Annotated in this window: 20 protein-coding genes; 8 read left to right on the plus strand and 12 right to left on the minus strand. The window is 68.0% G+C overall.

What is annotated here, in order from left to right; genetic code table 11:
- Positions 1-8 precede the first annotated feature (8 nt).
- Complete coding sequence (bioB, locus tag B1790_RS08720) at positions 9-1,049, minus strand: biotin synthase BioB (RefSeq protein ID WP_079922824.1); 1,041 nt, start codon at positions 1,047-1,049, stop codon at positions 9-11.
- A 28-nt stretch (positions 1,050-1,077) separates the two neighbouring features.
- Between bioB and B1790_RS08725 the strand changes: the two genes are divergently transcribed.
- Positions 1,078-1,707, plus strand: a complete 630-nt coding sequence (locus B1790_RS08725; protein ID WP_233165020.1) for a TetR family transcriptional regulator — start codon at positions 1,078-1,080, stop codon at positions 1,705-1,707.
- Here the strand turns inward: B1790_RS08725 and B1790_RS08730 are convergent.
- From B1790_RS08730 to B1790_RS08745, 4 genes are read right to left on the minus strand one after another with little or no spacing between them, the layout of a single operon-like run.
- Positions 1,660-2,178, minus strand: a complete 519-nt coding sequence (locus B1790_RS08730) for a 2'-5' RNA ligase family protein (protein WP_079922825.1) — start codon at positions 2,176-2,178, stop codon at positions 1,660-1,662. The two genes, B1790_RS08725 and B1790_RS08730, sit on opposite strands and share 48 nt — an antisense overlap.
- Positions 2,179-2,181: 3 nt before the next feature.
- A complete protein-coding gene (bioD, locus tag B1790_RS08735; RefSeq protein ID WP_079922826.1) occupies positions 2,182-2,856 on the minus strand; it encodes a dethiobiotin synthase in 675 nt (224 codons plus the stop codon).
- Positions 2,853-3,989 carry an 8-amino-7-oxononanoate synthase gene (locus B1790_RS08740; RefSeq protein ID WP_198951956.1) on the minus strand — a complete coding sequence of 379 codons (1,137 nt, stop codon included), beginning with the start codon at positions 3,987-3,989 and terminating at the stop codon, positions 2,853-2,855. The genes bioD and B1790_RS08740 overlap by 4 nt, the downstream gene beginning before the upstream one ends.
- 53 nt (positions 3,990-4,042) lie before the next feature.
- Entirely contained in the window at positions 4,043-5,335 is a 1,293-nt protein-coding gene (locus B1790_RS08745) for an adenosylmethionine--8-amino-7-oxononanoate transaminase (protein WP_079922828.1), read from the minus strand.
- Positions 5,336-5,413: 78 nt separating this feature from the next.
- Between B1790_RS08745 and B1790_RS08750 the strand changes: the two genes are divergently transcribed.
- The 5 genes from B1790_RS08750 (at position 5,414) to B1790_RS08770 (ending at position 14,225) form a co-directional block, all read left to right on the plus strand.
- On the plus strand, positions 5,414-7,600 hold the full coding sequence (locus tag B1790_RS08750; RefSeq protein ID WP_079922829.1) for an acyltransferase family protein: 2,187 nt from the start codon (positions 5,414-5,416) through the stop codon (positions 7,598-7,600).
- Positions 7,601-7,603: 3 nt separating this feature from the next.
- Complete coding sequence (gene glgX / locus B1790_RS08755; protein ID WP_079922830.1) at positions 7,604-9,733, plus strand: glycogen debranching protein GlgX; 2,130 nt, start codon at positions 7,604-7,606, stop codon at positions 9,731-9,733.
- A 5-nt stretch (positions 9,734-9,738) separates the two neighbouring features.
- A complete protein-coding gene (gene treY / locus B1790_RS08760; protein ID WP_079922911.1) occupies positions 9,739-11,997 on the plus strand; it encodes a malto-oligosyltrehalose synthase in 2,259 nt (752 codons plus the stop codon).
- Positions 11,990-13,723, plus strand: a complete 1,734-nt coding sequence (gene treZ, locus B1790_RS08765; protein ID WP_079922831.1) for a malto-oligosyltrehalose trehalohydrolase — start codon at positions 11,990-11,992, stop codon at positions 13,721-13,723. Before treY ends, treZ begins: the two co-directional genes overlap by 8 nt.
- Before the next feature lie 64 nt (positions 13,724-13,787).
- Positions 13,788-14,225 (plus strand): hypothetical protein, encoded by a 438-nt coding sequence (locus B1790_RS08770; RefSeq protein ID WP_079922832.1) that lies wholly within the window; start codon positions 13,788-13,790, stop codon positions 14,223-14,225.
- Here B1790_RS08770 and ilvA read toward each other — a convergent pair.
- Positions 14,213-15,508 carry a threonine ammonia-lyase IlvA gene (gene ilvA / locus B1790_RS08775; RefSeq protein WP_079922833.1) on the minus strand — a complete coding sequence of 432 codons (1,296 nt, stop codon included), beginning with the start codon at positions 15,506-15,508 and terminating at the stop codon, positions 14,213-14,215. The genes B1790_RS08770 and ilvA overlap by 13 nt on opposite strands.
- 111 nt (positions 15,509-15,619) lie before the next feature.
- Between ilvA and B1790_RS08780 the strand changes: the two genes are divergently transcribed.
- On the plus strand, positions 15,620-15,817 hold the full coding sequence (locus B1790_RS08780) for a hypothetical protein (protein ID WP_079922834.1): 198 nt from the start codon (positions 15,620-15,622) through the stop codon (positions 15,815-15,817).
- On the opposite strand, the gene B1790_RS08785 is transcribed toward B1790_RS08780, so the two are convergent.
- On the minus strand, positions 15,814-16,200 hold the full coding sequence (locus B1790_RS08785) for a polyketide cyclase (protein WP_079922835.1): 387 nt from the start codon (positions 16,198-16,200) through the stop codon (positions 15,814-15,816). The genes B1790_RS08780 and B1790_RS08785 overlap by 4 nt on opposite strands.
- A gap of 29 nt (positions 16,201-16,229) precedes the next feature.
- Between B1790_RS08785 and B1790_RS08790 the strand changes: the two genes are divergently transcribed.
- Positions 16,230-16,982 (plus strand): hypothetical protein, encoded by a 753-nt coding sequence (locus B1790_RS08790; RefSeq protein ID WP_079922836.1) that lies wholly within the window; start codon positions 16,230-16,232, stop codon positions 16,980-16,982.
- Here the strand turns inward: B1790_RS08790 and dnaE are convergent.
- From dnaE to lspA, 5 genes are all read right to left on the minus strand, one after another.
- Positions 16,979-20,518 carry a DNA polymerase III subunit alpha gene (gene dnaE / locus B1790_RS08795; RefSeq protein WP_079922837.1) on the minus strand — a complete coding sequence of 1,180 codons (3,540 nt, stop codon included), beginning with the start codon at positions 20,516-20,518 and terminating at the stop codon, positions 16,979-16,981. The two genes, B1790_RS08790 and dnaE, sit on opposite strands and share 4 nt — an antisense overlap.
- Positions 20,519-20,530: 12 nt before the next feature.
- A complete protein-coding gene (locus B1790_RS08800; protein ID WP_079922838.1) occupies positions 20,531-21,232 on the minus strand; it encodes a TetR/AcrR family transcriptional regulator in 702 nt (233 codons plus the stop codon).
- A 97-nt stretch (positions 21,233-21,329) separates the two neighbouring features.
- A complete protein-coding gene (rarD, locus tag B1790_RS08805; RefSeq protein ID WP_079922912.1) occupies positions 21,330-22,214 on the minus strand; it encodes an EamA family transporter RarD in 885 nt (294 codons plus the stop codon).
- 38 nt (positions 22,215-22,252) lie between these two features.
- A complete protein-coding gene (locus B1790_RS08810; protein ID WP_079922839.1) occupies positions 22,253-23,182 on the minus strand; it encodes an RluA family pseudouridine synthase in 930 nt (309 codons plus the stop codon).
- Positions 23,182-23,793 (minus strand): signal peptidase II, encoded by a 612-nt coding sequence (lspA, locus tag B1790_RS08815; protein WP_079922840.1) that lies wholly within the window; start codon positions 23,791-23,793, stop codon positions 23,182-23,184. The genes B1790_RS08810 and lspA overlap by 1 nt, the downstream gene beginning before the upstream one ends.
- Between the last annotated feature and the right edge of the window lie 34 nt (positions 23,794-23,827).

Below are 23,827 nucleotides of genomic sequence, written 5' to 3' on the forward strand. Positions count from 1 at the left end.
TCGCCGGTCTACAGCGTCGCGTTGAGTGCCTTGATCGGCATCTGCAGATCGTTGAGCAACTCGAGATCGGACTCCGCGGGACGGCCAAGGGTGGTCAGGTAGTTGCCGACGATGACGGCGTTGATGCCACCGAGGATGCCCTGCTTGGCGCCGAGGTCGCCGAGGGTGATCTCGCGGCCGCCTGCGAAGCGCAGCATCGTGCGAGGCATCGCCAGCCGGAAGGCGGCGACGGCCCGCAGTGCGTCGGAGGCCGGAAGCACCTCGAGATCGCCGAACGGGGTGCCGGGACGCGGGTTCAAGAAGTTCAGCGGGACCTCGTGCGGGTTGAGCTCGGCGAGGTTGGCGGCGAACTCCGCCCGCTGCTCCAACGACTCACCCATGCCGAGGATGCCGCCGCAGCAGACCTCCATGCCGGCCGCGCGCACCATCTCGAGGGTGCCCCAGCGCTCCTCCCACGTGTGGGTGGTGACGACGTTGGTGAAGTAGGACCGCGCCGTCTCCAGATTGTGGTTGTAGCGGTGCACGCCCATCGCGGCGAGCTGGTCGACCTGCTCCTGGGTCAGCATGCCCAGCGAGCACGCGATCTGGATGTCGACCTCGTTGCGAATGGCTTCGATGCCCGCGGCGACCTGGGCCAGCAGGCGCTCGTCGGGTCCGCGGACGGCGGCGACGATGCAGAACTCGGTGGCTCCGGACTTGGCGGTCTGCTTGGCCGCCTCGACCAGGCTGGGAATGTCGAGCCACGCGCTGCGCACGGGCGAGGCGAACAGCCCCGACTGCGAACAGAAGTGGCAATCCTCGGGGCAACCGCCGGTCTTGAGGCTGATGATGCCCTCGACCTCGACGTCGGGTCCGCACCACTTCATCCGCACGTCGTGAGCCAGCGCGAGCAGGTCCTCGAGCCGGTCGTCGGACAGCTGAAGCACCGCAAGCACCTGCTCCTGGGTGAGGCCCTCGCCGCGTTCGAGCACTTGCTCTCGAGCCAGACTCAACACGTCCGCGCCTACCTCTGAAGCTGCCTGCGTCACTACGTACTCCTCCTGCACCATGAACTTGAACGGTGTTTAGGCTACAGGGGTGCAACAGGTCCGACGCCACGCCCGTTCAGATGTGGTCGACAAGGCTGCTCAGCTCCTCGACGACTACGGAATCGCCGACCTCACGATGCGGCGGCTGGCGCGCGAACTCGGCCTCACCCCCGGCGCGCTCTACTGGCACTTCGCCGACAAGCAGGCACTGCTTGGCGCGGTGGCCGACCGGATCCTAGCCTCGACGGCGACGGCCCAAGACGGTCCGTGGGTCCAACGGGTGCACCTCATCTGCACGGGCCTGCGCAACGCGCTGCTGTCGACCACCGACGGAGCCGAGTTGGTGTCGGCCAGTTTCGCCGCAGGCAAGTCCGAGCTGATGACCGAGCTCCTCGACCGGCTCACGACCGCCGCGGCCGAGGCGGGTATCGATTCGTCGCACGCCGACCTGGCAGCCAGATCGGTGCTCTACTACGTACTCGGCTTCACCGCCGACGAGCAGTCCCGGCTGCAGTGGGACGCCGCGGGCGCGCTGCCCGAGACCCAGTCGGTGATGGCGACGGATCCCAACGGGCGCTTCGCCTTTGGGCTTCGTCTTCTGGTAGACGGGATAGCCGCGCACGCGTCGGGCTCAGGTGATCAGGGTGTCGACCCTGGCGTCGCCGTCCCAGCGCCGTAACCCGGCGAACGTGCCGTCGGCCGCCTCCGCGTAGACGGCGTCCAGCGCCGCCCCGAGATCGGCGGGCGCCAACCGGCGGGCCAACGTCACGTGCGGCGTCCACTGCCCGGGACGCGCATGCGGAAACGGGCCAGACGGCATGTGCGGACCGCAGATCGCGTCGACCGACTCGTGCACGCGAAGCAACCCGGCGTCCGGCACGATCAGCCGCGCCAGGACCAGGGTCTTCCGCCCGAACACCACGGGGGCGCCGATCCGGCAGGGCAACGGAAGCCGCCCGGCCAGTTCCCGCAGGGCCACGTCGACGCCCGCGTCGATCCGCTCGGCAACGGTCAGCGTCACGTGCGGCCGATTGGTCGGCGACCGGTGGTGTGCCTGGCTGGGCAGCCCTGCCTCGACGAGAGCGGCCCACTGTCGTCGGATGGCGTGCTCGGCGTCGGAGTCGAACAGCAACTCGACGGAATGGGCCATGTCCTAGAGGCTCCGCACCCACTCGGTCGTGAACGCGCCCGCGCTGAGCTCGGCGAAGGCCTGCGGCGCCAGCGCGCCCGCTCCACTCGGCAGCGCCGCGCGGACCTCGGCGATGTGGCCGAGGGCGACGCGGTTGGAGGCCTCGGCGACGCCGGGCTCGGACGGCCAGGCGCCGACGACCAGGCCGGCACATGGAATACGCGCTGCCGCAAGGGCTTCCACGGTCAGTGCGGCATGGTTGAGCGTCCCAAGCCCCGGGCGTGCCACCACGAGCACCGCCGCGTCGAGGTCGGTCGCCAGGTCCCGAAGCGTCACCCCGTCGGCACCGAGTTCGACCAGGAGGCCACCCGCACCCTCGACGACGACCAACCGGCCGGGCCGGACGACGCCCTCGACGAGACCGACCAACTCGGCCCTCGTCGGCAGCGGCAACCCCGCCCGCTCCGCCGCGGCAACCGGGGCCAGCGGCTCGGGGTATCGCCAGCCGGGGACGAGGACGTCGACGCCGGAGAGCAGGCCCACCTCCCTGAGATCGTCGTCTCCGTCGGCGACCCCGGTCTGGACGGGCTTGCACACCGCGACGTCCATGCCGGCCAGTCGGGCGTGGCACGCCAGCGCCGCCGTCACGACGGTCTTGCCGACACCGGTGTCGGTGCCGGTCACGATGAGCGTGCTCATCCGCGGACCGCGGCCAGCACGTCGACCAGCACGCGACACGCAAGCTCGATCTCGTCGGAGGTCAGCGACGCCCGCGCCGTCAGCCGCAGCCGCGACGTACCTACCGGCACCGACGGCGGACGGAAGCAGCCGACCCGCAGCCCACGGTCCAGACACGCCGTGGCGGCGGCCAGCGCCACCTCCGGCTCACCGAGGACGACCGACACGACCGCCGACTCCGGGATGTCGGTCACGCCGCAGGCCGCGGCCAGCGTGGCGGCATGGCCAAGCACGGCGCCGGCCCGCCACGGTTCGTCGACCAACACTTCGAGAGCGGCCAGCGCCGCTCCGACCGCAGCGGGCGCGATGCCGGTGTCGAAGATGAACGGGCGCGCGGCGTCCACCAGATGGGCGCGAACCGCGGCCGGACCCAGCACGACCCCACCCTGGCTGCCGAGCGCCTTCGACAGCGTCGTCGTCACGACCACGTCGGGCGCTCCTGCCAGCCCCACCTCGGCGACCAGGCCGCGTCCACCGTCGCCGCGCACCCCGAGCCCATGGGCCTCGTCGACGATCAGCAGCGCGCCGTTGCGGCGGCACACGTCGTGCAGGTCCCGCAGCGGCGCCAGCACGCCGTCGGCACTGAACACCGAGTCGGTGACCACGACGGCGCGTTCCTCGGCCCTGTCCCGAAGAGCGGCGTCGACGGCGTCGACGTCACGGTGCGGCGTGACCACGACCCGTGCCCTCGACAACCGGCAGGCGTCGACGAGCGAGGCATGGGTCAGGGCGTCGGACACCACCACGGAGCCGGGCCCGGACAGCGACACCACGGCCCCGAGGTTGGCGGTGTAGCCGGAGGAGAAGACCAAGGCGGACTCGGCGCCGACGAACTCGGCCAACGCGGTCTCGAACCGTTCGTGCAGCGCGGTGTTGCCGGTCACCAAGCGCGAGCCCGTCGAGCCCGCGCCCCAGGTCTGCAGCGCTCGGACGCCACCGGCGACGACGCGAGGATGGTGCGACAACCCGAGGTAGTCGTTGGAGGCCAAGTCGAGACCGGCGTCCTCGGCCTGCCGCACGCGCAGCGACCGGCGCAGACCGGCCGCGCGGCGCTGCTGCTCGACGTCGTCGAGCCAGGCCAGCGGGGAGATCATTGCACGCGTCACGCCTGGACCCTTCCGAACCGACACAGCCACCTGAACGCCGTTCAGGTTAGCGCACGCGCCACACCAACCATCGCCGAGCAGATCGTCGCCACCTCGTCGGGCGTGCACACGTACGGCGGCATCGCGTACACCAGATTGCGGAACGGGCGCAGCCACACGCCGTGCGCCATGGCAGCCGCGGTGGCCACCGCCATGTCGACCGGCTGCCGCATCTCGACCACACCGATCGCGCCGAGCACCCGCACGTCGGCCACCCCGGCGAGCTCCCGCGCGGGGGCCAGCCCGGACTGCAGCCCTGCCTCGATCTCGCCGACTCGGGCTCGCCAGTCCTGGCCGAGAAGCAGCTCCACCGACGCCACCGACACCGCACACGCCAGGGCGTTCGCCATGAACGTCGGTCCGTGCATCAACGCGCCCGGCTCGCCGTTGCTGATCGTCGCGGCGACCTCACCGGTGCACAGCGTCGCAGCCAGCGTCAGGTATCCCCCGGTCAACGCCTTCCCGACGCACATCACGTCCGGTAGGACGCCCGCATGATCGGCGGCGAACAATTCGCCAGTCCGACCGAAACCGGTCGCGATCTCGTCGAAGATCAGCAGCACGTCGTGCCGGGTGCAGGCGGCCCGCAGATCACTCAGATGGCGAGGATCGTGAAACCGCATCCCACCCGCGCCCTGCACCACCGGTTCGACGATGACCGCCGCCACCTCGTCGGCACGGGCGGCGAGCAACTCCTCGAACGCTGCGCCGTAGGCAGGGTCGTACTCTCCTGGCACCTGCGGCGCGAAGATCTGCGACACCAACACGTCGGACCAGATGGAGTGCATGCCGCCGTCGGGATCGCACACGCTCATCGGCGTGAACGTGTCGCCGTGATATCCGCCACGCCACGTCATCAGCCGATGCTTGCCCGGCTTGCCTCGGCTGCGCTGGAACTGCAGGGCCATCTTGGCCGCCACCTCGACGGCCACCGACCCGGAATCACTGAAGAACACGGTGTCCAGACCCTCGGGGGTGATCTCGACCAGCAACTGGGCGAGGCGGGCCGCGGGTTCGTGGGTCAAACCGCCGAACATCACGTGGTTCATCGTCGCCAGCTGGCGGGTGATCGCCTCGTCGAGCACGGGATGACCGTGTCCGTGGATCGCCGTCCACCACGAGCTCATCGCGTCGATCAGGTCGACGCGCCGTCCGTCGTCGACGACGGTGATCGACGTGCCCTTGGCCGCGACGGCCACCACGGGCGGGGTCGCGTCGGCCGCGATCCTGCTGTACGGATGCCACACGTGCGCGGCGTCGACCGCACTGATCTCGGCAGGCGTCAGCGGCGGCATGGAACCACCATCCCCCAGGACGAGCGGTCCTGACAAAACGGCCGTATCGCCGCGCGTTGGGTAGATTGTCCGACGACCATGTTGACCCTCTCTCCAGCCCGGGCGGCGCCTGACACCGAATCCGGCTCAGCCCAGCGCGCCGTCATGGGCAGCAGGGCGTCCGGCTTCTACCGGCACGACCTCGACGGGCTGCGGGGCGTCGCGATCGCGCTCGTCGCGGTCTTCCACATCTGGTTCGGCAGGGTCTCGGGCGGCGTCGACGTGTTCCTGGCGCTGTCCGGGTTCTTCTTCGGCGGTCGCCTGCTGCGCACCGCGCTGACCCCCGGCTCGTCGCTGTCGCCCGTCCCCGAGGTCAAACGGCTGATCCGTCGCCTGCTGCCCGCACTGGTGGTGGTCCTCGCCGCCTCGGCCGTGCTGACGATCCTCATCCAGCCGGAGACGCGCTGGGAGACCTTCGCCGATCAAAGCCTCGCCAGCCTCGGCTACTACCAGAACTGGGAGCTGGCCAACACGGCGTCGAACTACCTGCGCGCGGGCGAGGCCGTCAGCCCGCTTCAGCACATCTGGTCGATGTCGGTCCAGGGCCAGTTCTACATCGCGTTCCTTGCGCTGGTGTTCGGCTTCGCCGTCGCCTTCCGCCGAGTCCTGCGCTCCCACACCAGGACTGCGCTCATCGTCGTACTCGCCGCGCTGACGATCGCGTCGTTCGTCTACGCGGTCATCGCGCACGACGCCGATCAGTCCAGGGCGTACTACGACAGCTTCGCCAGAGGTTGGGAACTGCTGCTGGGCGCACTGGTCGGGGCGCTGGTGCCGTACGTGAAGTGGCCGATGTGGCTGCGCTCGACGATCGCCGTCGTCGCGCTGGCGGCAATCCTGTCGTGCGGCGCGCTGATCGACGGCGTCAAGGAGTTCCCTGGGCCGTGGGCGCTGGTGCCCGTCGGCGCGACCATCCTGTTCATCCTCAGCGGCGCCAACCGGATGGCCGACCCGCACCTCTCATCGGTCGGCGGTCGGTTGCCCGCCGTCAGCCGGCTGCTCGCGACCAAGCCGTTGGTCTCGCTCGGCTCGATGGCCTACTCCCTGTACCTGTGGCACTGGCCGCTGCTGATCTTCTGGCTGGCCTATTCGGGCGACACCCGCGCCGACTTCCTCGACGGCGCGATCGTCCTGCTGGTCTCGGGCGTGCTGGCCTGGCTGACGACGAAGTACGTCGAAGAGCCTCTGCGACTGCGGGGGGCGGCCACCGCCACCCAACCGAAGCAGGTCACCGTCATTCCGCTGCGCACCAGGCTGAGGCGCCCCACGATCGTGCTCGGTTCGATCGTCACGCTGCTCGGCGTCGCGTTGACCGCCACGTCGTTCACCTGGCGCGAGCACATGACCATCCAGCGCGCCAACGGCAAGGAGTTGTCGGGACTCTCGTCGCGGGACTACCCGGGTGCGCGGGCGCTGATCAACAACGCCAGGGTGCCGAAGTTGCCGATGCGGCCCACCGTCCTCGAAGCCAAGGACGACCTGCCGATCTCCACCACGCAGGGCTGCATCAGTGACTTCGCCAACATCGACGTCATCAACTGCACTTACGGCGACCAATCCGCGACGAGGACCATCGCCGTCGCGGGCGGGTCACACGCCGAGCACTGGATCACCGCGTTGGACCTGCTGGGCCGCATGCATCACTTCAAGGTCGTGACCTACCTCAAGATGGGCTGCCCGTTGACCACCGAGGAGAACCCACTCGTGATGGGTGACAACCGGGCCTACCCGAACTGTCGCGAGTGGAACGAGAAGGTGATGCCAAAGCTGATCTCCGACCACCCCGACTACGTCTTCACCACGTCGACCCGGCCGTGGAACATCAAGGACGGCGACGTCATGCCGAGCTTCTACCTCGGCATCTGGCAGGAACTCTCCGACGCCCGCATTCCCATCCTGGCGATGCGAGACACCCCGTGGCTGGTCAAGGACGGCAAGCCGTTCTTCCCCGCCGACTGTCTGGCCGACGGCGGCGACGCCATCTCCTGCGGCATCAAACGCTCCGAGGTACTGTCCGACCACAACCCCACTCTCGACTACCTCGCGCGGTTCCCTATGCTCAAGCCGCTCGACATGAGCAATGCGGTGTGTCGCCAGGACTACTGCCGAGCGGTGGAGGGAAACGTGTTGATATACCACGATTCTCATCACATCTCCGCCACGTACATGCGCACCATGACCGCAGAACTGGGACGTCAGATCGCCATCGCCACCGGCTGGTGGTGACCGGTGGTCTCCGCAGTGTGGCCGGGTGCCGCGTACCCCCTCGGCGCAACCTATGACGGTGCGGGCACCAACTTCTCGCTGTTCTCCGAAGTCGCCGAGAAGGTCGAGCTGTGCCTGATCGGCAAGGACGGTAGCGAGGAGCGAATCAACCTCGACGAGGTCGACGGCTACGTATGGCACGCCTACCTGCCCGCCGTCACCCCCGGCCAGCGGTACGGCTTCCGCGTGCACGGTCCGTGGGATCCCGCTGCCGGGCAACGCTGCGACTCCTCGAAGCTGCTCCTCGACCCGTACGGCAAGTCCTTCCACGGCGACTTCGACTTCACCCAGGCGTTGTTCTCCTACGACCTGGAAGCCGACGACCTCGCCATCGGCGGGACCCCGCCGCGGGTCGACTCGCTGGGCCACACCATGACCAGCGTCGTCATCAACCCGTTCTTCAACTGGGGGTCGGATCGCTCACCCGGCACCCCGTACCACGAAACGGTGATCTACGAGGCGCACGTGAAGGGGATGACCCAGACCCACCCGGGAATCCCGGAGGATCAGCGCGGCACCTACGCGGGGCTGAGCCACCCCGTGATCATCGAACACCTCAAGTCGCTAAACGTGACGGCAATCGAACTGATGCCGGTACACCAGTTCATGCACGACCACCGGTTGATCGAGCTCGGCCTGCGAAACTACTGGGGCTACAACACCTTTGGATTCTTCGCGCCGCACCACCAGTACGCGTCCAACCAGACCGCCGGCGGAGCCGTCGCCGAATTCAAGAACATGGTGCGGTCCTTCCACGCGGCGGGCATCGAGGTGATCCTCGACGTGGTCTACAACCACACCGCCGAGGGCAACCACCTGGGACCGACGATCAACTTCCGGGGCATCGACAACGCCGGCTACTACCGGCTGCTCGACGGTGACCTCAAGCACTACAAGGACTTCACCGGCACGGGCAACAGCCTCAACGTCCGCCACCCCCACTCGCTGCAACTCATCATGGACTCGCTGCGGTACTGGGTGATCGACATGCACGTCGACGGCTTCCGGTTCGACCTGGCATCCACCCTGGCCAGGGAGTTCTACGACGTCGACCGCCTTTCGGCGTTCTTCGACCTGGTGCAGCAGGATCCGGTCATCAGTCAGGTCAAGCTCATCGCCGAACCGTGGGACATCGGCGAGGGCGGATACCAGGTCGGGAACTTCCCTGGTTTGTGGACGGAGTGGAACGGGCAATACCGCGACACTGTGCGTGACTATTGGCGGGGAGAACCCGCAACCCTCAACGAATTCGCCTCGCGACTCACCGGCTCGTCGGACCTCTACGAGGCCACCGGCCGGCGCCCGAGCGCGAGCATCAACTTCGTCACCGCTCACGACGGCTTCACGCTGGCGGACCTGGTGTCGTACGACGAGAAGCACAACGAAGCCAACGGCGAGGACAACCGCGACGGCGAGAGCCACAACCGGTCGTGGAACTGCGGCGTCGAAGGCCCCACCGACGACCCGGCGATTCTGGAATTGCGCGGCAAGCAGATGCGCAACGTCCTCGCCACGCTGATGGTCAGCCAGGGCACTCCGATGATCAGTCACGGCGACGAGATCGGGCGCACGCAGCGCGGCAACAACAACGTGTACTGCCAGGACTCCGAGATCGCCTGGATGGACTGGTCGTTGTGCGAGACCAACGCCGACCTGATGACCTTCGCGCGCACCGTGACCACCCTGCGCAAGAACCACCCTGTGTTTCGGCGCCGACGGTTCTTCGACGGCAAGCTGATTCGCAGCGGTGACGAAGAGATCCGCGACATTGCCTGGTTGACCGCGGGCGGCGTACCCATGACGCCGCAGGACTGGAACTCCGGCTTCCAGTGCGTGGCGGTCTTCCTCAACGGCGACGCGATACCCGCGCCCAACGCCCGCGGAGAGCGGGTGGTCGACGACTCCTTCCTGCTGTGCTTCAACGCGCACGAAGATCCCGTGGAATTCGTCGCCGCAGAAGGCGACTACGCCGCCGAGTGGACCGCGGAAGTGGATTCGGCGACACCGACCGGGAGCAGCGACCTCGTGGTGAAGGCCGGCGAAACCTTCACCGTCGCGGCCAGGTCCATCATCGCGCTACGAAAGACGGCGTGACCACCATGACCCTTCTCTCCACCTACCGCCTGCAGATGCGCGGAGCCGCCAGCGGCGAGGCGTTCACCTTCGCCGACGCCCTCCAGCAGCTGGATTACCTTCAGGACCTTGGGGTTTCACACCTCTACCTGTCACCGATCCTGACCCCCAGCGTGGGATCCACCCATGGCTACGACGTCACCGACCCCACGACGGTCTCCGAGGAACTTGGCGGCGCCGAGGGACTGGCGAAGCTGTCGGAGGCGGTGCACGCCCGCGGGATGGGCCTCGTCGTGGACATCGTGCCCAACCACGTCGGCGTCGACGACCCCACCCAAAACGCCTGGTGGTGGGACATGCTCACCAACGGCCGTGACTCCGCGTACGCCTCGTACTTCGACGTCGACTGGACGTTGGACCCGGCAGGCAAGATCGTCCTTCCGGTGCTGGGCGACGACGGCGACCTCGACGGCCTCGCCGTGGACGGCGACGTACTGCGGCTCGGCGACCGGACCTGGCCCGTCGCCCCTGGCACCGGCGATGGCGCGCCGGCCGAGGTGTACGAGCGCCAGCACTACAAGCTGATCGGCTGGAAGCACAACGTCTGCGGCTACCGGCGGTTCTTCTCCATCACCTCCCTGGCCGCGCTGCGGCAGGAAGACAAGGCGGTCTTCGACGCCACCCACGTCGAGGTCAAGCGGTGGTTCACCGAAGGCCTAGTCGACGGTCTGCGCATCGACCATCCCGACGGGTTGTCCGACCCCGCAGGCTATCTCGAATGGCTGCGGGAACTCACCGGCCCCGATGCCTGGATCGTCATAGAGAAGATCCTGGCCCCCGACGAAGCGCTCGAGCCGACGCTGCCGGTAGCGGGTACCACCGGCTACGACGCGCTGCGCGAGATCGGCGGACTGCTCGTCGACCCGTCCGGCGCCCCCGACGCCGAACCCTTGGAGCCGGTGATCCGCGGGCTCAAGGTCGACACCGCCACCGGCACCCTGGCCAGCGAACTGGCGCGGGTGCACCGCGCGATCGTCGCCGCGGTCGGCGCCGACCACCCCCGGATTCCCGAGGCAGTCGCCGCGTTGCTCTCCCACGTCGGCGTCTACCGGTCCGACTACCGCGGGCTGACGGCGGTCATGCCGACCGCCCTTGCCGAAACCGCCGCCGCCGAACCGACTTTGGGCGAACCGCTGATGCTGGTCGCCGCGGCGCTCGAGCACCTGGAGCCGGCCACCAGGATTCAGCAGCTGTGCGGTGCCGTCACCGCGAAGTCGGTCGAGGACTGCCTCTTCTATCGTGACGCCCGGCTGATCTCCCTCAACGAAGTCGGCGGCGAACCCGAGCGGTTCGGCGTCAGCGCGGCGGAATTCCACCACGCGACCGCACTGCGGGCCCTGTATTGGCCGTCGGCGATGGTGACGCTGTCGACCCACGACACCAAGCGCAGCGAGGACGTCCGCGCCCGCATCGGCGTGCTGTCGCAAGTGGATTCACTGTGGACCGAACTGGTCGCCAAGTGGGTGCTCGCCGCTCCCCCGCCGGACTCCGACACCGGACGCTTCCTGCTGCAGATCGCGTTCGGCACGTGGCCGGTGGACGGCCCGGTGACCGACGACCTGAGATCCCGACTGCATGCCTATGCGGAGAAGGCGATCAGGGAGGCGGCGCTGCACACCACCTGGAACGAGCCGAACGAAGCGTTCGAGACCGCCGTGCACACCTGGCTGGACCAGGTGGTCGACGGCCCCGTTGGCGTCGAGATGGCCAGTCTGGTCGCGCGATTGGACGCCCACGCCCAAAGCGACTCGCAAGTCCAGAAGCTGCTGTCGCTGACCGTGCCCGGCATCCCCGACGTGTATCAGGGCACCGAGCTGTGGGACGACAGCCTCGTCGACCCAGACAACCGGCGCGCGGTGGACTACGCGGCACGCCGCCAGGCGTTGGTCGAGGCGAGTGACCAGAAGCTCCGCATCGTCACCGCCGCCCTGCATTCGCGCGCCGACCGCCCGGTGTCCTACCTGTCCGGGGGCTACCAGCCGGTGCTCGCCGAGGGTGCGGCCGCGCAGCACCTGATCTCCTTCCTCCGCGGTGACGACGTGCTCGTCGCCGTCCAGCGGTGGACCGTCGGCCTGGCCGAAACCGGTTGGGGCGACACGTCGTTGCCGCTACCCGACGGTCACTGGGTCGACCGCCTCACCGGCCGCTCCTTCAGCGGTCGAGCCAGCGCGACCGAACTGTTCACCGACCTCCCCGCGACACTGTTGGAGCGCACCCGTGCCTGATCACGAATTCGCGGTTTGGGCACCATTGCCCGAACTGGTCCGCCTCGACGTCGACGGCACCCTGCACCCGATGACGCGCTCCGAGGACGGGTGGTGGCGCGCGACGGTCGACGCGCACGTCGACGCCAGGTACGGCTTCGTCCTCGACGACGACGAGACCGTCTTGCCGGACCCGAGATCCCCACGGCAGCCCGACGGCGTGCACGAGCGGTCCCAGCTGTGGAACCCGACGACGGTGGCGTGGACCGACTCCGGTTGGTCGGGCAAGTCCGTCGAGGGTGCCGTCATCTACGAACTGCACGTCGGCACGTTCACCCCCGACGGCACCTTCGACTCGACCATCGAGAAGCTGGACTACCTCGTCGACCTCGGCGTGGACTTCGTCGAGCTCATGCCCGTGAATTCCTTCAGCGGCACGCGCGGCTGGGGTTACGACGGCGTGCTGTGGTATAGCGTCCAGGAAAGTTACGGTGGCCCAGACGGTTTGGTGCGACTCGTCGACGCCTGCCACGCCCGCGGTCTCGGCATCCTGGTCGACGCGGTCTTCAACCACCTTGGGCCGTCCGGCAACTACCTCCCCAAGTACGGGCCCTACCTGACCGAAGCGAACACCGGCTGGGGTCAGGGCGTCAACGTCTGCGAGGCCGGCGCGGACGAGGTGCGCCGCTACATTCTCGACTGCGCCCTGCGCTGGATGAGGGACTTCCACGCCGACGGTCTGCGGCTCGACGCGGTGCACGCGTTGGCCGACCACACTGCGATTCACATTCTCGAGGAATTGTCGACCGAAACCGATTCCCTCGCCGAGCAATTGGGGCGCCCGCTGTCGTTGATCGCCGAGAGCGACCTCAACGACCCACGGCTCATCACCCCGCGCGACCGCGGCGGGTACGGCATGACGGCGCAGTGGGACGACGACATCCACCACGCCATCCACACCGCGGTCTCGGGCGAGCGGCAGGGGTACTACTCCGACTTCGGCTCCCTGGAGTCGCTGGCGAACACCCTGAAGCACGGCTACTTCCACGCAGGCACGTACTCGTCGTTCCGGCACCGGCGCCACGGCCGCCCGCTGGACACCGCGACCATCCCCGCCACCCGGCTGCTGGCCTACACCTCCGACCACGACCAGGTGGGCAACCGCGCGGTCGGTGACCGGCCGTCGCAGAACCTGACGTTCGGACAGCTCGCCGTCAAGGCCGCCCTCGTCCTGGCCTCGCCCTACACCGCGATGCTGTTCATGGGCGAGGAGTGGGCGTCGTCGAGCCCGTTCCAGTTCTTCACCTCGCACCCCGAGCCGGAGTTGGCGCGGGCCACCGCGGAGGGCCGCAAGGCGGAGTTCGCCGCGCACGGGTGGGATGCCGACGAGATCCCCGATCCGCAGGACACCGAGACGTTCTCACGGTCCAAGCTGAAGTGGGACGAGCTCGACTCCGGTGACCACGCGCGACTCCTCGAGCTGTACCGGGCACTGATCGCCCTGCGCCACGACGAGCCCGACCTCGCCGACCCATGGCTGGACCACATGAGCGTCGACTACGACGAAGAGCAGCGGTGGATCGCGCTGCACCGAGGCGCGCTCACCCTCGTGTGCAATCTGGGCGAGGAGACGGCCACCGTGCCCGTCGCCGGTGAGGTCGTGTTGACCTCGGCCGACCCGACCGTCGGAGACGGGACCGAGCTGCCGGGACAGTCGTTCACGATCCTGCGGACCGTCAAGCAGTAGTCCACAGCGTCGGCGGCTGTGGATGACTTCGTCACCGTCGCCGGGAATCGTCGACCATGCGGGAATGACGATTTACGAGTTCCTCCCGACCCCGCCCGTCGAGACGGCCACCGATCCCATCGGCTCGCCAGCAGACCTTCGGCAGCGCTGGCGAGCCCTCGTGGAGCCGCTGGGCTTCGGCGAACGGCTCCTACGCTTCGTCTTCGTCGGGCCAGACCGGCGAATCATCAAGGCGCTCAGCGAAGTTCCGGTCGCCAAGAGGGCAAGCCCCGGGCTGGTGCGGGACCTGATGACGGCACTGCACGGCATCGTGGCCGAGGATCAGCTCGCGGTCGCCTTCTTGCTGACCCGCCCCGGACGCGGCGGCCCAACGGCCGACGACAAGCAGTGGTCGACACTGCTGACCCGCGCCGCGGCCGAGTTCGGCGTGCCCATCGAGCCCGTCTTCATGGCCAACGACGAACGCCTCGTCGCGGTGCAGCCGGCCCGTCAGGTCAGGTAGCGGTACGCCGGCGACCCGGGTTCCAGCGCCTCGACGTGCATGTCGGACCGGCGCATCCGCTCCATCAGACCGTCGAAGTCCGCCGCCGAACTGAGTTCGACGCCGACGAGGGCTGCACCGGTCTCGCGGTTGTTGCGCTTGACGTATTCGAACAGCGTCACGTCGTCGCCGGGGCCGAGCACTTCGTCGAGGAAGCGGCGCAGCGCGCCGGGCTCCTGCGGGAAGTCCACCAGGAAGTAGTGCTTGAGCCCGAGGTGCACCAGGGATCGCTCGAGCACCTCGTTGTACCGGGACACGTCGTTGTTGCCGCCGGAGATCAGGCACACCACCGTCGAACCCGGTTCGACGGTGCCCTCGGTGCAGGCCTCCATCAGCGCCGCCACCGACAGGGCGCCCGCGGGCTCGGCGATGATGCCCTCGTTTTGGTACAGGTCGAGCATCGCGGTACAGACGGCACCCTCGTCGACGGCGGTGATCGACACCATGTCGCCTGCGGCGGAGAGCACTGCGTAAGGCAGCGCACCGGCGCGGGCGACCGCGGCGCCGTCGACGAACTGGTCGACGTGCTCCAGGGTCACGGGCTCACCGGTGGCCAGGGCCGCGACCATCGCCGCGGCGCCCGCCGGCTCCACTCCGAGCACCGAGGTCTTGGCGGTGCGCTCGGCGAGATAGGTGGTGATTCCGCCGATGCACCCGCCGCCACCGACCGGAACGATGACGAGGTCGGGTTCCGCCTCGAGCTGTTGAAGGATTTCGACGGCGATCGTGCCCTGGCCCGCCATGGTGCGGAGGTCGTCATACGGAGGAACGATGGTGGCCCCAGTCCGCTCGACGTCGGCGAGCGCCGCGGCGAGGGCGATGTCGAACGTGGCGCCGCCGACGATCAGCTCGATGAACTCGCCGCCGTGATACCGGATGCGGTCGCGCTTCTGCTTCGGCGTCTTGGCGGGCACGTACACCCGACCGTGGACGCCCATCGACCGGCAGGCGAGCGCGAAGCCTTGGGCGTGGTTGCCTGCGGACGCGCAGACCACGCCGGCCGCAAGCTCGGCGGGGGTCAACTGCATCAGCAAGTTGAAGGCACCGCGCAGCTTGTAGCTGCGGACTGCCTGCAGATCCTCGCGCTTGAGGTACACCTGCAGGCCCGTGATCGCGGACAGCCGGTCGCTGAATTGCAGCGGGGTGAGACTGATGAGCGCCGAAATTCGGTCAGCGGCCTCGTCGATGTCCGAGGCGCCGAGCGGCGCGGGACGGCGAGAAGTCTGACTCAGTTCGGCGGACACCGATCAATGGTGCCACTAGCCCGCCGGGCAGCGAAAACGGGTTTGAACACCGACACGCCCGAATCAAGGTTTCGGCTACCCGAAATCTAAGTTACGAGCTATCGTGGAGGAATGACCACGCCTACGGAAGTTCGCATTGCCGGTGTGCCGTGGCCTGCGTACAAAGTGCTGGCCCTCGCGGTCGGTGCCCTGGTGTTCCTCGCGGTCGGCGTGCTGACGGCGAGCGCCGCTCCCGCCGTCCTGAGCGGCGCCGCCGCCGCGGTTGCCATCTGGGTCGGCCAAGCCCTCTTCCGCTCGTCGGACGCCTAGCCCGCTCGCTCGACCAGTGCACGTAGCGTCGCCAGGTCGGCCGCCACCGCGGTCGCGTCGGCGTCGAACTCCGCGTCGGTGACACCCGCCAGCCGACGCAACGAGAACACCACCTCGCATCCCCGCTCGCCGATCCCCGCCGGGATCACCCGCATCGGGTTGAAGAAGCGCTCCCCGGACGGCAACGTCACCACGTGATCCAGCACCCCGAACTCGTTGCGCTCGGCGAACTGCACCTCGACGCCCGCCAGCTTCGGATCGGCCAGGCCCGCCGCCCAGCGCGGGAGGTTGTCGGGGTCGGCGGCGTAGGCGTAGACCTCGTCGGAACCCGCGTCGACCCACTGGCTGACGTGTCGAGACGTGTTGGTCGTGTCGTCGGTCATTCCTCCATGGTGACGGAGACACTGTCCTGATGGGTCCCGACGAGCAAGATGCCTACGAGCCGCCCAAGGAAGTCGCGGCCTTCGTCAGCCGAGCCGAACGTCTCGCCTCCGGCGCCGAGCACCGCGTCCCGTCGTGGCTTCGTCCCGGCGACCCCGAGAACCGCTGGCCGGTGCTGATCGCGATCCTGTCGGTGATCGTGATCCAACACGCGATTCCGTTGCAGTACACCGTGTTGCCCCGCTGGCCGCTGATCGGGATGGAACTGCTTCTGCTGTTGGTGATGCTGGTCGTCAACCCGGTGCGCATCTCGCGGCCCACCACGATCGGCCGATGGGCCAGCCTGATCCTGACCGGCGCGATCACCGTCGACAACACGGCGTCGGCCGTCGTCCTGGCCAAGCGGATCCTCAGCCGCGAGGTCAGCAACAACGCGGCCGTCCTGCTCGGCGGGGGCGCGGCGATCTTCGTCACCAACGTCATCGCGTTCGGCATCTGGTTTTGGGAACTGGACCGTGGCGGTCCGTTCGCGCGGCGTTCCGGCGAGAAGCCGTATCCCGACTTCCTGTTCCCCCAGATGACGGATCCGAGCAAGGCGAAACCGGATTGGCGCCCCACGTTCGTCGACTACCTCTACGTCAGCTTCACCAACGTGGTGGCGTTCTCCCCCACCGACACGATGCCCCTGGCGCGCTGGGCCAAGGCCTTGATGACCGTGCAGGCACTGGTGTCGACGACGACCATCGCACTCGTCATCGCCCGCGCCGTGAACGTGTTGGGTTAGCCGCCGAGGCAGCCCGGTCCCAACAGTGCCTTGAGGTCACCCATCAACGCCGACGACGGTGTCACCCGCAGTGCCTGATCCAGTTCGAGCGTGGTGATGCGGTCGCCGCTGATCAACCGCAACCGCACCTGCGACGTGCCGGGGTGATTGGCCAACACCTGCTTGAGGGCGCCCACCTTCTCGACCGTGCACTGCCGGGTCGGCAGGCTGACCGCCACCGGGCGGTCGGCCTGAGCGCTGGTGAAGTCCGGGACCACCAGGTCGTTGGCGATCAGCGACAGCCGGTCGTCACGGGAGTTCACCTTGCCGCTGACGATCACCACGGTGTCGTCGGCGATGTCGGCCCCGAACGTCGAATACGTGTGCGGGAAGAACATCACCTCGATGCCGCCGGTGAGGTCCTCCAACTGCGCTGACGCCCAAGGCATCCCGTTCTTGTTGACCCGACGGTTCACCGACGCCAGGATGCCGCCGACGCGGACCTGCGAATCGTTGGCGACGTCACCGTTGAGGATCGCCGGGATGTGCGTGTCGACCTGCGCCGACAGAAGATGGGCGACGCCGTTGAGGGGGTGGCCGGACACGTACAACCCGAGCATCTCTCGCTCGAGCGCCAGCTTGTGCTTGTCCTCCCACTCCTCATCGGGCACCTTGATGGCGAACACCGAGGCCCCGGAGTCCGCGGCGTCGCCGCCACCAAACAAGTCGAACTGGCCCATCGCCTCGGCCTTCTTGGTGCCGAGCACCGAGTCGACGGCGTCGGTGTGGATCAGGAACAGACCCTTGCGGGGATGTCCGAGCGAGTCGAAGGCACCCGCCTTGACCAGCGATTCCGTCACCTTCTTGTTGCAGGCGGTGACGTCGATCTTGTTCAGGTAATCGGAGAAGTCGGTGTACTTGCCCTTCTCGTTGCGCGTGTTGATCAGGGACGCCACGACGTTCGCGCCGACGTTGCGGACCGCGCCGAGGCCGAACCGAATGTCGGTTCCCACCGACGCGAAGTTGACCACCGACTCGTTGACGTCCGGTGGCAGCACGGTGATGCCAAGCCTGCGGCAGTCGGCCAGGTAGACCGCGGCCTTGTCCTTGTCGTCACCGACCGAGGTCAACAGGCCGGCCATGTACTCGGCTTCGAAGTTGGCCTTGAGGTACGCCGTCCAGTACGACACCAGGCCGTAGCCTGCGGCGTGCGACTTGTTGAACGCGTACCCGGCGAACGGAAGGATGGTGTCCCACAACGCCTTCACCGCGGCCTCGGAGAAACCGTTGGCCGTCATGCCCTCGCGGAAGCCCTTGTACTCCGCCTCGAGCACCTCGAGCTTCTTCTTGCCCATGGCCTTGCGCAGCGCGTCGGCCTTGCCCATCGAGTAGCCGGCGACCTTCTGGGCGATGAACATGATCTGCTCTTGGTAGACGATCAGACCGTAGGTCTCGGAGAGGATTTCCTTGAGGGGTTCCTCCAGCTCCGGGTGGATCGGCTTGATCGCCTGACGGCCGTTCTTGCGGTCGGCGTAGTCGTTGTGGGCGTTCATGCCCATCGGACCGGGGCGGTACAGCGCGAGCACCGCGACGATGTCGTTGAACTCGGTGGGCTGCATGCGGCGCAACAGGTCTCGCATCGGGCCACCGTCGAGCTGGAAGACGCCAAGCGTGTCACCGCGACCCAACAGCTCATAGGCCTTCGGATCGTCGAGTTCGAGTGCTTCGAGATCGAGGTCCATCCCGCGGTTGGCCTTGATGTTGTCGATGCAGTCACCGATGATCGTCAAGTTGCGCAGGCCGAGGAAGTCCATCTTCAGCAGGCCGATGGCCTCGCACGACGGGTAGTCCCAGCCGCTGATCACCGCGCCGTCCTGCGGCCGCCGCCACAGCGGGATCGCGTCGATCAGCGGCTCGGAGCTCATGATCACCGCGCACGCGTGGACGCCTGCGTTGCGGACCAGGCCCTCGAGGCCACGGGCCGTCTCGTAGATCGCCCGCACGTCCGGATCGGTGTCGAGCAGAGCCCGAACCTCGGCGGCTTCCTTGTACCGCTCGTGGGCCGGGTCGGTGATGCCCGAGAGCGGGATGTCCTTTGCCATGATCGGCGGCGGCAGGGCCTTGGTGATCCGGTCGGCGATGGCGAAGCCCGGCTGGCCGTAGTTGACACGCGCCGAATCCTTCAGCGCCGCCTTGGTCTTGATGGTGCCGAACGTGATGACCTGGGCCACCCGGTCGCTGCCCCACCTGTTGGCCGCATAGCGCAGCATCTCGCCGCGGCGGCGGTCGTCGAAGTCGATGTCGATGTCGGGTGCCGACGGACGCTCGGGGTTGAGGAACCGCTCGAACAGCAGGCCGTGCGGGATCGGGTCGATGTTGGTGATGCCCATGGCGTAGGCGACCAGCGATCCGGCCGCCGAACCGCGACCGGGGCCGACCCGGATGTCGACGGACTTCGCGTAGTTGATCAGGTCGGCGACGATCAGGAAGTACGACGGGAAGCCCTTGTCGCAGATGACCTTGATCTCGAACATGGCCCGGTCGGTGTACTCCTGCGGGACGGGCGCGCCCTTGAATCGGCGCACCAGTCCGGCGGTGACCTCGTGCGTCAACCACGACGCCTGGTCGTGTCCCTCGGGGACCGGGAAGATCGGCATCCGGTCCTTGGGCGCCCAGACGTCGTCGTAGGGCATGACCCGCTCGGCGATCAGCAGCGTCGAGTCGCACGCCCCGGGAACCTGGTCGTCCCACAGGGCGCGCATCTCCGCGGCGGACTTGAGGTAGTAGCCGTCACCGTCGAACTTGAAGCGCGTCGGATCCGACAGCGTCTTGCCGGTCTGTATGCACAGCAGCGCTTCATGGTTGCGGGAGGCGTCTTGGGTGACGTAGTGGCAGTCGTTGGTGGCCAGCGGCGGAATGTTGAGCTTGCGCCCCACCTCGAGCAGACCCTCGCGGACCCGACGCTCGATGTCGAGGCCGTGGTCCATCAGCTCGAGGAAGAAGTTCTCGGGGCCGAATATCTCGCGCCACTTCGCCGCGGCGGCGACGGCTTCGTCGACGTGGCCCAGCCGCAACCGGGTCTGCACCTCACCCGACGGGCAGCCCGTGGTGGCGATGATTCCCTCGGCGTGTTCGGCGATGATCTCGGCATCCATCCGCGACCACTTGCCGAGCTGGCCCTCGAACGAGGCCAGCGATGACAGCTTGAACAGGTTGCGCAGGCCAGTGGCGTTCTCCGCAACCATGGTCATGTGCGTGTACGCGCCACTACCGGAGACGTCGTCGGACTTTTGGCTGGGATCACCCCACAGCACGCGCTTGGTGTCGAATCGCGACGCCGGGGCGATGTAGGCCTCGACCCCGATGATCGGCTTGATGCCGGCATCCGTTGCCGCGTTGTAGAACTCGCTGGCGCCGAACATGTTTCCGTGGTCGGTCATGCCCATCGCGGGCATCTCGAGCCGCTTCGCCTCGGCGAACATGGGCTTGACCTTCGCGGCACCGTCGAGCATCGAATATTCGGTGTGATTGTGCAGGTGCACGAACGACTTGCTCATAGGGCGGCCAGTCTATTGCTGCCCTCCGACGGCGCTCGGCGTGTCGGCCATCGTGTCGCCGCGAGTCGGCCAATTTTGGCCCTTGGGGCACAGTCCGCGCGACACCATCCGGTCCAGTTGAGCCGTGATGAGGGACATGTTCTCGGCGTCGTCGACGAAACCCGCGTAGAAGACGACACCCAACACCAGCGCCTGCAGCATGTCGGCCACCGGCGCGACCTCAGTGCCCTCGGACAGTTCCCCGCGGGCCCGGGCGGCAGTGACCAGCGTCACCAGGCAGTCGTGTAGCCAGGTGCTCGCATAGGCGCGCAGTTCCGGATTCCTGGTGCACTCCAAGCGGGCGCTGACGATGAACGCGACCTGAGAACGGTCGCGGCTGTCGGCCTGGCGGACGGCCTCGACGAGGGCCGCGAACTGGGCGGCCAGGGTGGCTGGCCGCTGCGCGGTGTCGATCAGCTCGGCGACGACCGCTCCGGCCTCGACCACCAGGCTCTGGTAGATCTCCTCGCGGGAGGCGAAGTAGTAGTGCAGCGTCGGACGGCTCAGTCCGGCGGCCACCGCAATGGCCTGGAATGTGGCCGCCTGGTATCCGCGCTCGTTGACGACCTGCCTGGCCGCCCGAAGAATTCTGTTGCGGGTCTCCACCGAGTCCGAGTTGACGGGGCGTCCGCGCCGACGGGTGGCTACGACCGGCCGATCGTCACCCTGCGCCATGTGGGCAAACCGTATTGCATTGCTGCCACCTGGTCAACTGTCCACATTTGGCAAACTTTTCGCGGCGTGGGCGGCACGCTGACGCTGAGCGTCTGGATCAAGAGGGTTCGCCAGGCAACCCCGCCGTCGTAATCGTCGGCTTCTTTCGGCGCAGTGATCCCGCGGTCAGCACCGCGAGCGCGATCCAAATCAACCCGAACCCGATCCACCGACCCACCGGCATCGGTTCGTGGGCGACGAGGACACCCCACGCCATCTGCAGCGCCGGATTCAAATAGAACAACAGCCCCATCGTCACCATCGGCAGGCGTTGCGCTCCGGCCGCGAAGAGCAGCAGCGGCACCGCGGTCACCGGACCGGCCAGCAGCAACAGCACGGCGTGGCCCGCTCCGTACCCGACGAAGTGGCCCTGGCCCATGAATTGCAACGCGACGAGGTAACCGCCCGCCAACGGCAACGCGAGCAAGGTCTCGACGGCGACGCTGACCCGCGGGTCGGCCACCACCACCTTCTTCACCAGGCCGTACAGCCCGAACGAGGTGGCAAGCCCAACCGCGACGTACGGCGGCTCCCCCACCTCCGTGGTCAACACCACCACCGCGACGACGGCCAGTCCGAGGGCGACGAGTTGCCACCGCCCGACGCGCTCGCGAAACACCAGCACGCCCAGTGCCACCGTGACAAGGGGGGCCACGAAGTACCCGAGGGCGGCGTCGACGACGTGGCCGTTCGTCGCGGCCCAGATGTAGATCCCCCAGTTGACCGAGATCAACGCCGACGCCACCAGCAGCAGCAGCCAGGTGCGACCGCTGAGGCGGCGCAGGTCACCGAACCGGCGGGCCACCGCGAGGACCACGCACAGGCACACCGCGCTCCACACGATCCGGTGTGCCAGCACCTCGAGTGAACCGGCAGGCAGCAGCAACGGAAAGAAGCCAGGGCACAGTCCCCACCAGGTGTAGGCGCCGACGCCCGCGATCAAGCCGCTGCGCCGGCGCGATTCATCGGCCGGCGGATCGGTCACGAGTCGTGGTGCCGCAGTACGTCGAGGGCGTGTTGCAGGTCGGCCGGATACGGGCTGGTGATCTCGACGCGGCGGCCGTCGGCGGGATGGGCGAACGCCAGCTGCCTGGCGTGCAACCACTGGCGTTCCAAGCCGAGTCGCTTCGCCAGGGTCGGGTCGGCGCCGTAGGTCATGTCGCCGCAGCACGGATGGTGCAGCGCCGAGAAGTGGACCCGGATCTGGTGAGTGCGGCCGGTCTCCAAGTGCACGTCGAGCAGACTTGCGGCCGCGAACGCCTCCACCGTGTCGTAGTGGGTGACGCTGTTCCTGCCGCCCTCGCTGACCGCGAACTTCCAGTCGTTGCTCCGATGCCTGCCGATGGGAGCGTCGATGGTTCCGCTGGACGGATCGGGATGCCCTTGGACCAGTGCGCTGTATCGCTTCTCGACGGTCCGCTCCTTGAACGCGCGCTTCAACACCGTGTACGCGTGCTCGGAGATCGCCACCACCATCACCCCCGAGGTCCCGACGTCGAGACGCTGCACGATGCCCTTGCGCTCCGGAACACCCGAGGTCGTGATCCGGAAGCCCGCCGCGGCCAGCCCGCCCAACACCGTAGGGCCCGTCCACCCGACCGACGCGTGCGCGGCAACCCCAGCCGGTTTGTCGACCGCGACGATGTCGTCGTCGGCGTAGAGAATGTCCATGCCCTCGATGTCGACCGGCGGATTGTCCAGTGGCGCAGCGGGTTCCGGGAGACGCACCTCGAGCCAGGCGCCCGCGACGAGGCGGTCGGACTTGCCGACCGAGGCTCCGTCGAGGTCGACGCCGCCGTCTTCGGCCAGCGTCGCCGCCGCCGTTCTCGACAGGCCAAGAAGCCGCGCCAGTCCGGCGTCGACTCGCATCCCCGCCAGACCCTCCGGTACCGGCATGGACCGGGTCGTCATCAGTCCCGCTCGGTATCGGCTTCGGCAGCCTGACCGGCGGTGGTCTTCTCAGGCGCCTCGGGCTGGCGCCTCCCCTCGGTGTCGAAGTCGAAGCCGAACAACGACAGCGCCACCAAGAGGATCGCGCCACCCACCACCGCGGGGTCCGCGACGTTGAACACCGGCCACCATCCGATCGACAGGAAGTCCACGACGTGACCGCGCAGCGGGCCAGGAGACCGGAAGAACCGGTCGACCAGGTTCCCGAGCGCACCGCCGAGAATCATCCCGAGGCCCAGCGCCCACCACGGCGACACCAGCCGGCGGCCCATCCAGATGATGCCGATGACCACACCGATCGCCACCAGCGTCAGCACCCAGGTGTAGCTGGTTCCCATCGAGAACGCGGCGCCGGAGTTGCGCACCAGCGTCCAGGTGACCGTGTCGCCGATGATGGACACCGGCTGCTGCGGCGTCAGCAATTTCACCGCCAACACCTTCGTCACCACGTCGACGAGCAACACGACCGCCGCGACCGAGAGCAGCAGGCGCAGTCGACGCCGCTGCGGCGGTGGGTCGGTTTCGTCGCCCGCGGTCGCGGACTCCGTCGATCCCGTTGATTCGTCAGTCACGCGCCCATCATCCCAAAGGTTCCATGGGGAACAA

This window comes from Mycobacterium sp. AT1 (assembly GCF_002043095.1).
Lineage (GTDB): Bacteria > Actinomycetota > Actinomycetes > Mycobacteriales > Mycobacteriaceae > Mycobacterium.

Bases quoted from the DNA above. Each gene is read 5' to 3' on its own strand.
- treY (WP_079922911.1), top strand. From the start codon at position 9,739: ATGACCCTTCTCTCCACCTACCGCCTGCAGATGCGCGGAGCCGCCAGC.
- B1790_RS08790 (WP_079922836.1), top strand. From the start codon at position 16,230: ATGGGTCCCGACGAGCAAGATGCCTACGAGCCGCCCAAGGAAGTCGCG.
- B1790_RS08750 (WP_079922829.1), top strand. From the start codon at position 5,414: ATGTTGACCCTCTCTCCAGCCCGGGCGGCGCCTGACACCGAATCCGGC.
- B1790_RS08770 (WP_079922832.1), top strand. From the start codon at position 13,788: ATGACGATTTACGAGTTCCTCCCGACCCCGCCCGTCGAGACGGCCACC.
- dnaE (WP_079922837.1), bottom strand. From the start codon at position 20,518: ATGAGCAAGTCGTTCGTGCACCTGCACAATCACACCGAATATTCGATG.
- B1790_RS08800 (WP_079922838.1), bottom strand. From the start codon at position 21,232: ATGGCGCAGGGTGACGATCGGCCGGTCGTAGCCACCCGTCGGCGCGGA.
- B1790_RS08780 (WP_079922834.1), top strand. From the start codon at position 15,620: ATGACCACGCCTACGGAAGTTCGCATTGCCGGTGTGCCGTGGCCTGCG.
- B1790_RS08730 (WP_079922825.1), bottom strand. From the start codon at position 2,178: ATGGCCCATTCCGTCGAGTTGCTGTTCGACTCCGACGCCGAGCACGCC.
- bioD (WP_079922826.1), bottom strand. From the start codon at position 2,856: ATGAGCACGCTCATCGTGACCGGCACCGACACCGGTGTCGGCAAGACC.
- B1790_RS08745 (WP_079922828.1), bottom strand. From the start codon at position 5,335: ATGCCGCCGCTGACGCCTGCCGAGATCAGTGCGGTCGACGCCGCGCAC.
- B1790_RS08740 (WP_198951956.1), bottom strand. From the start codon at position 3,989: ATGATCTCCCCGCTGGCCTGGCTCGACGACGTCGAGCAGCAGCGCCGC.
- B1790_RS08785 (WP_079922835.1), bottom strand. From the start codon at position 16,200: ATGACCGACGACACGACCAACACGTCTCGACACGTCAGCCAGTGGGTC.
- bioB (WP_079922824.1), bottom strand. From the start codon at position 1,049: ATGGTGCAGGAGGAGTACGTAGTGACGCAGGCAGCTTCAGAGGTAGGC.
- B1790_RS08810 (WP_079922839.1), bottom strand. From the start codon at position 23,182: ATGACGACCCGGTCCATGCCGGTACCGGAGGGTCTGGCGGGGATGCGA.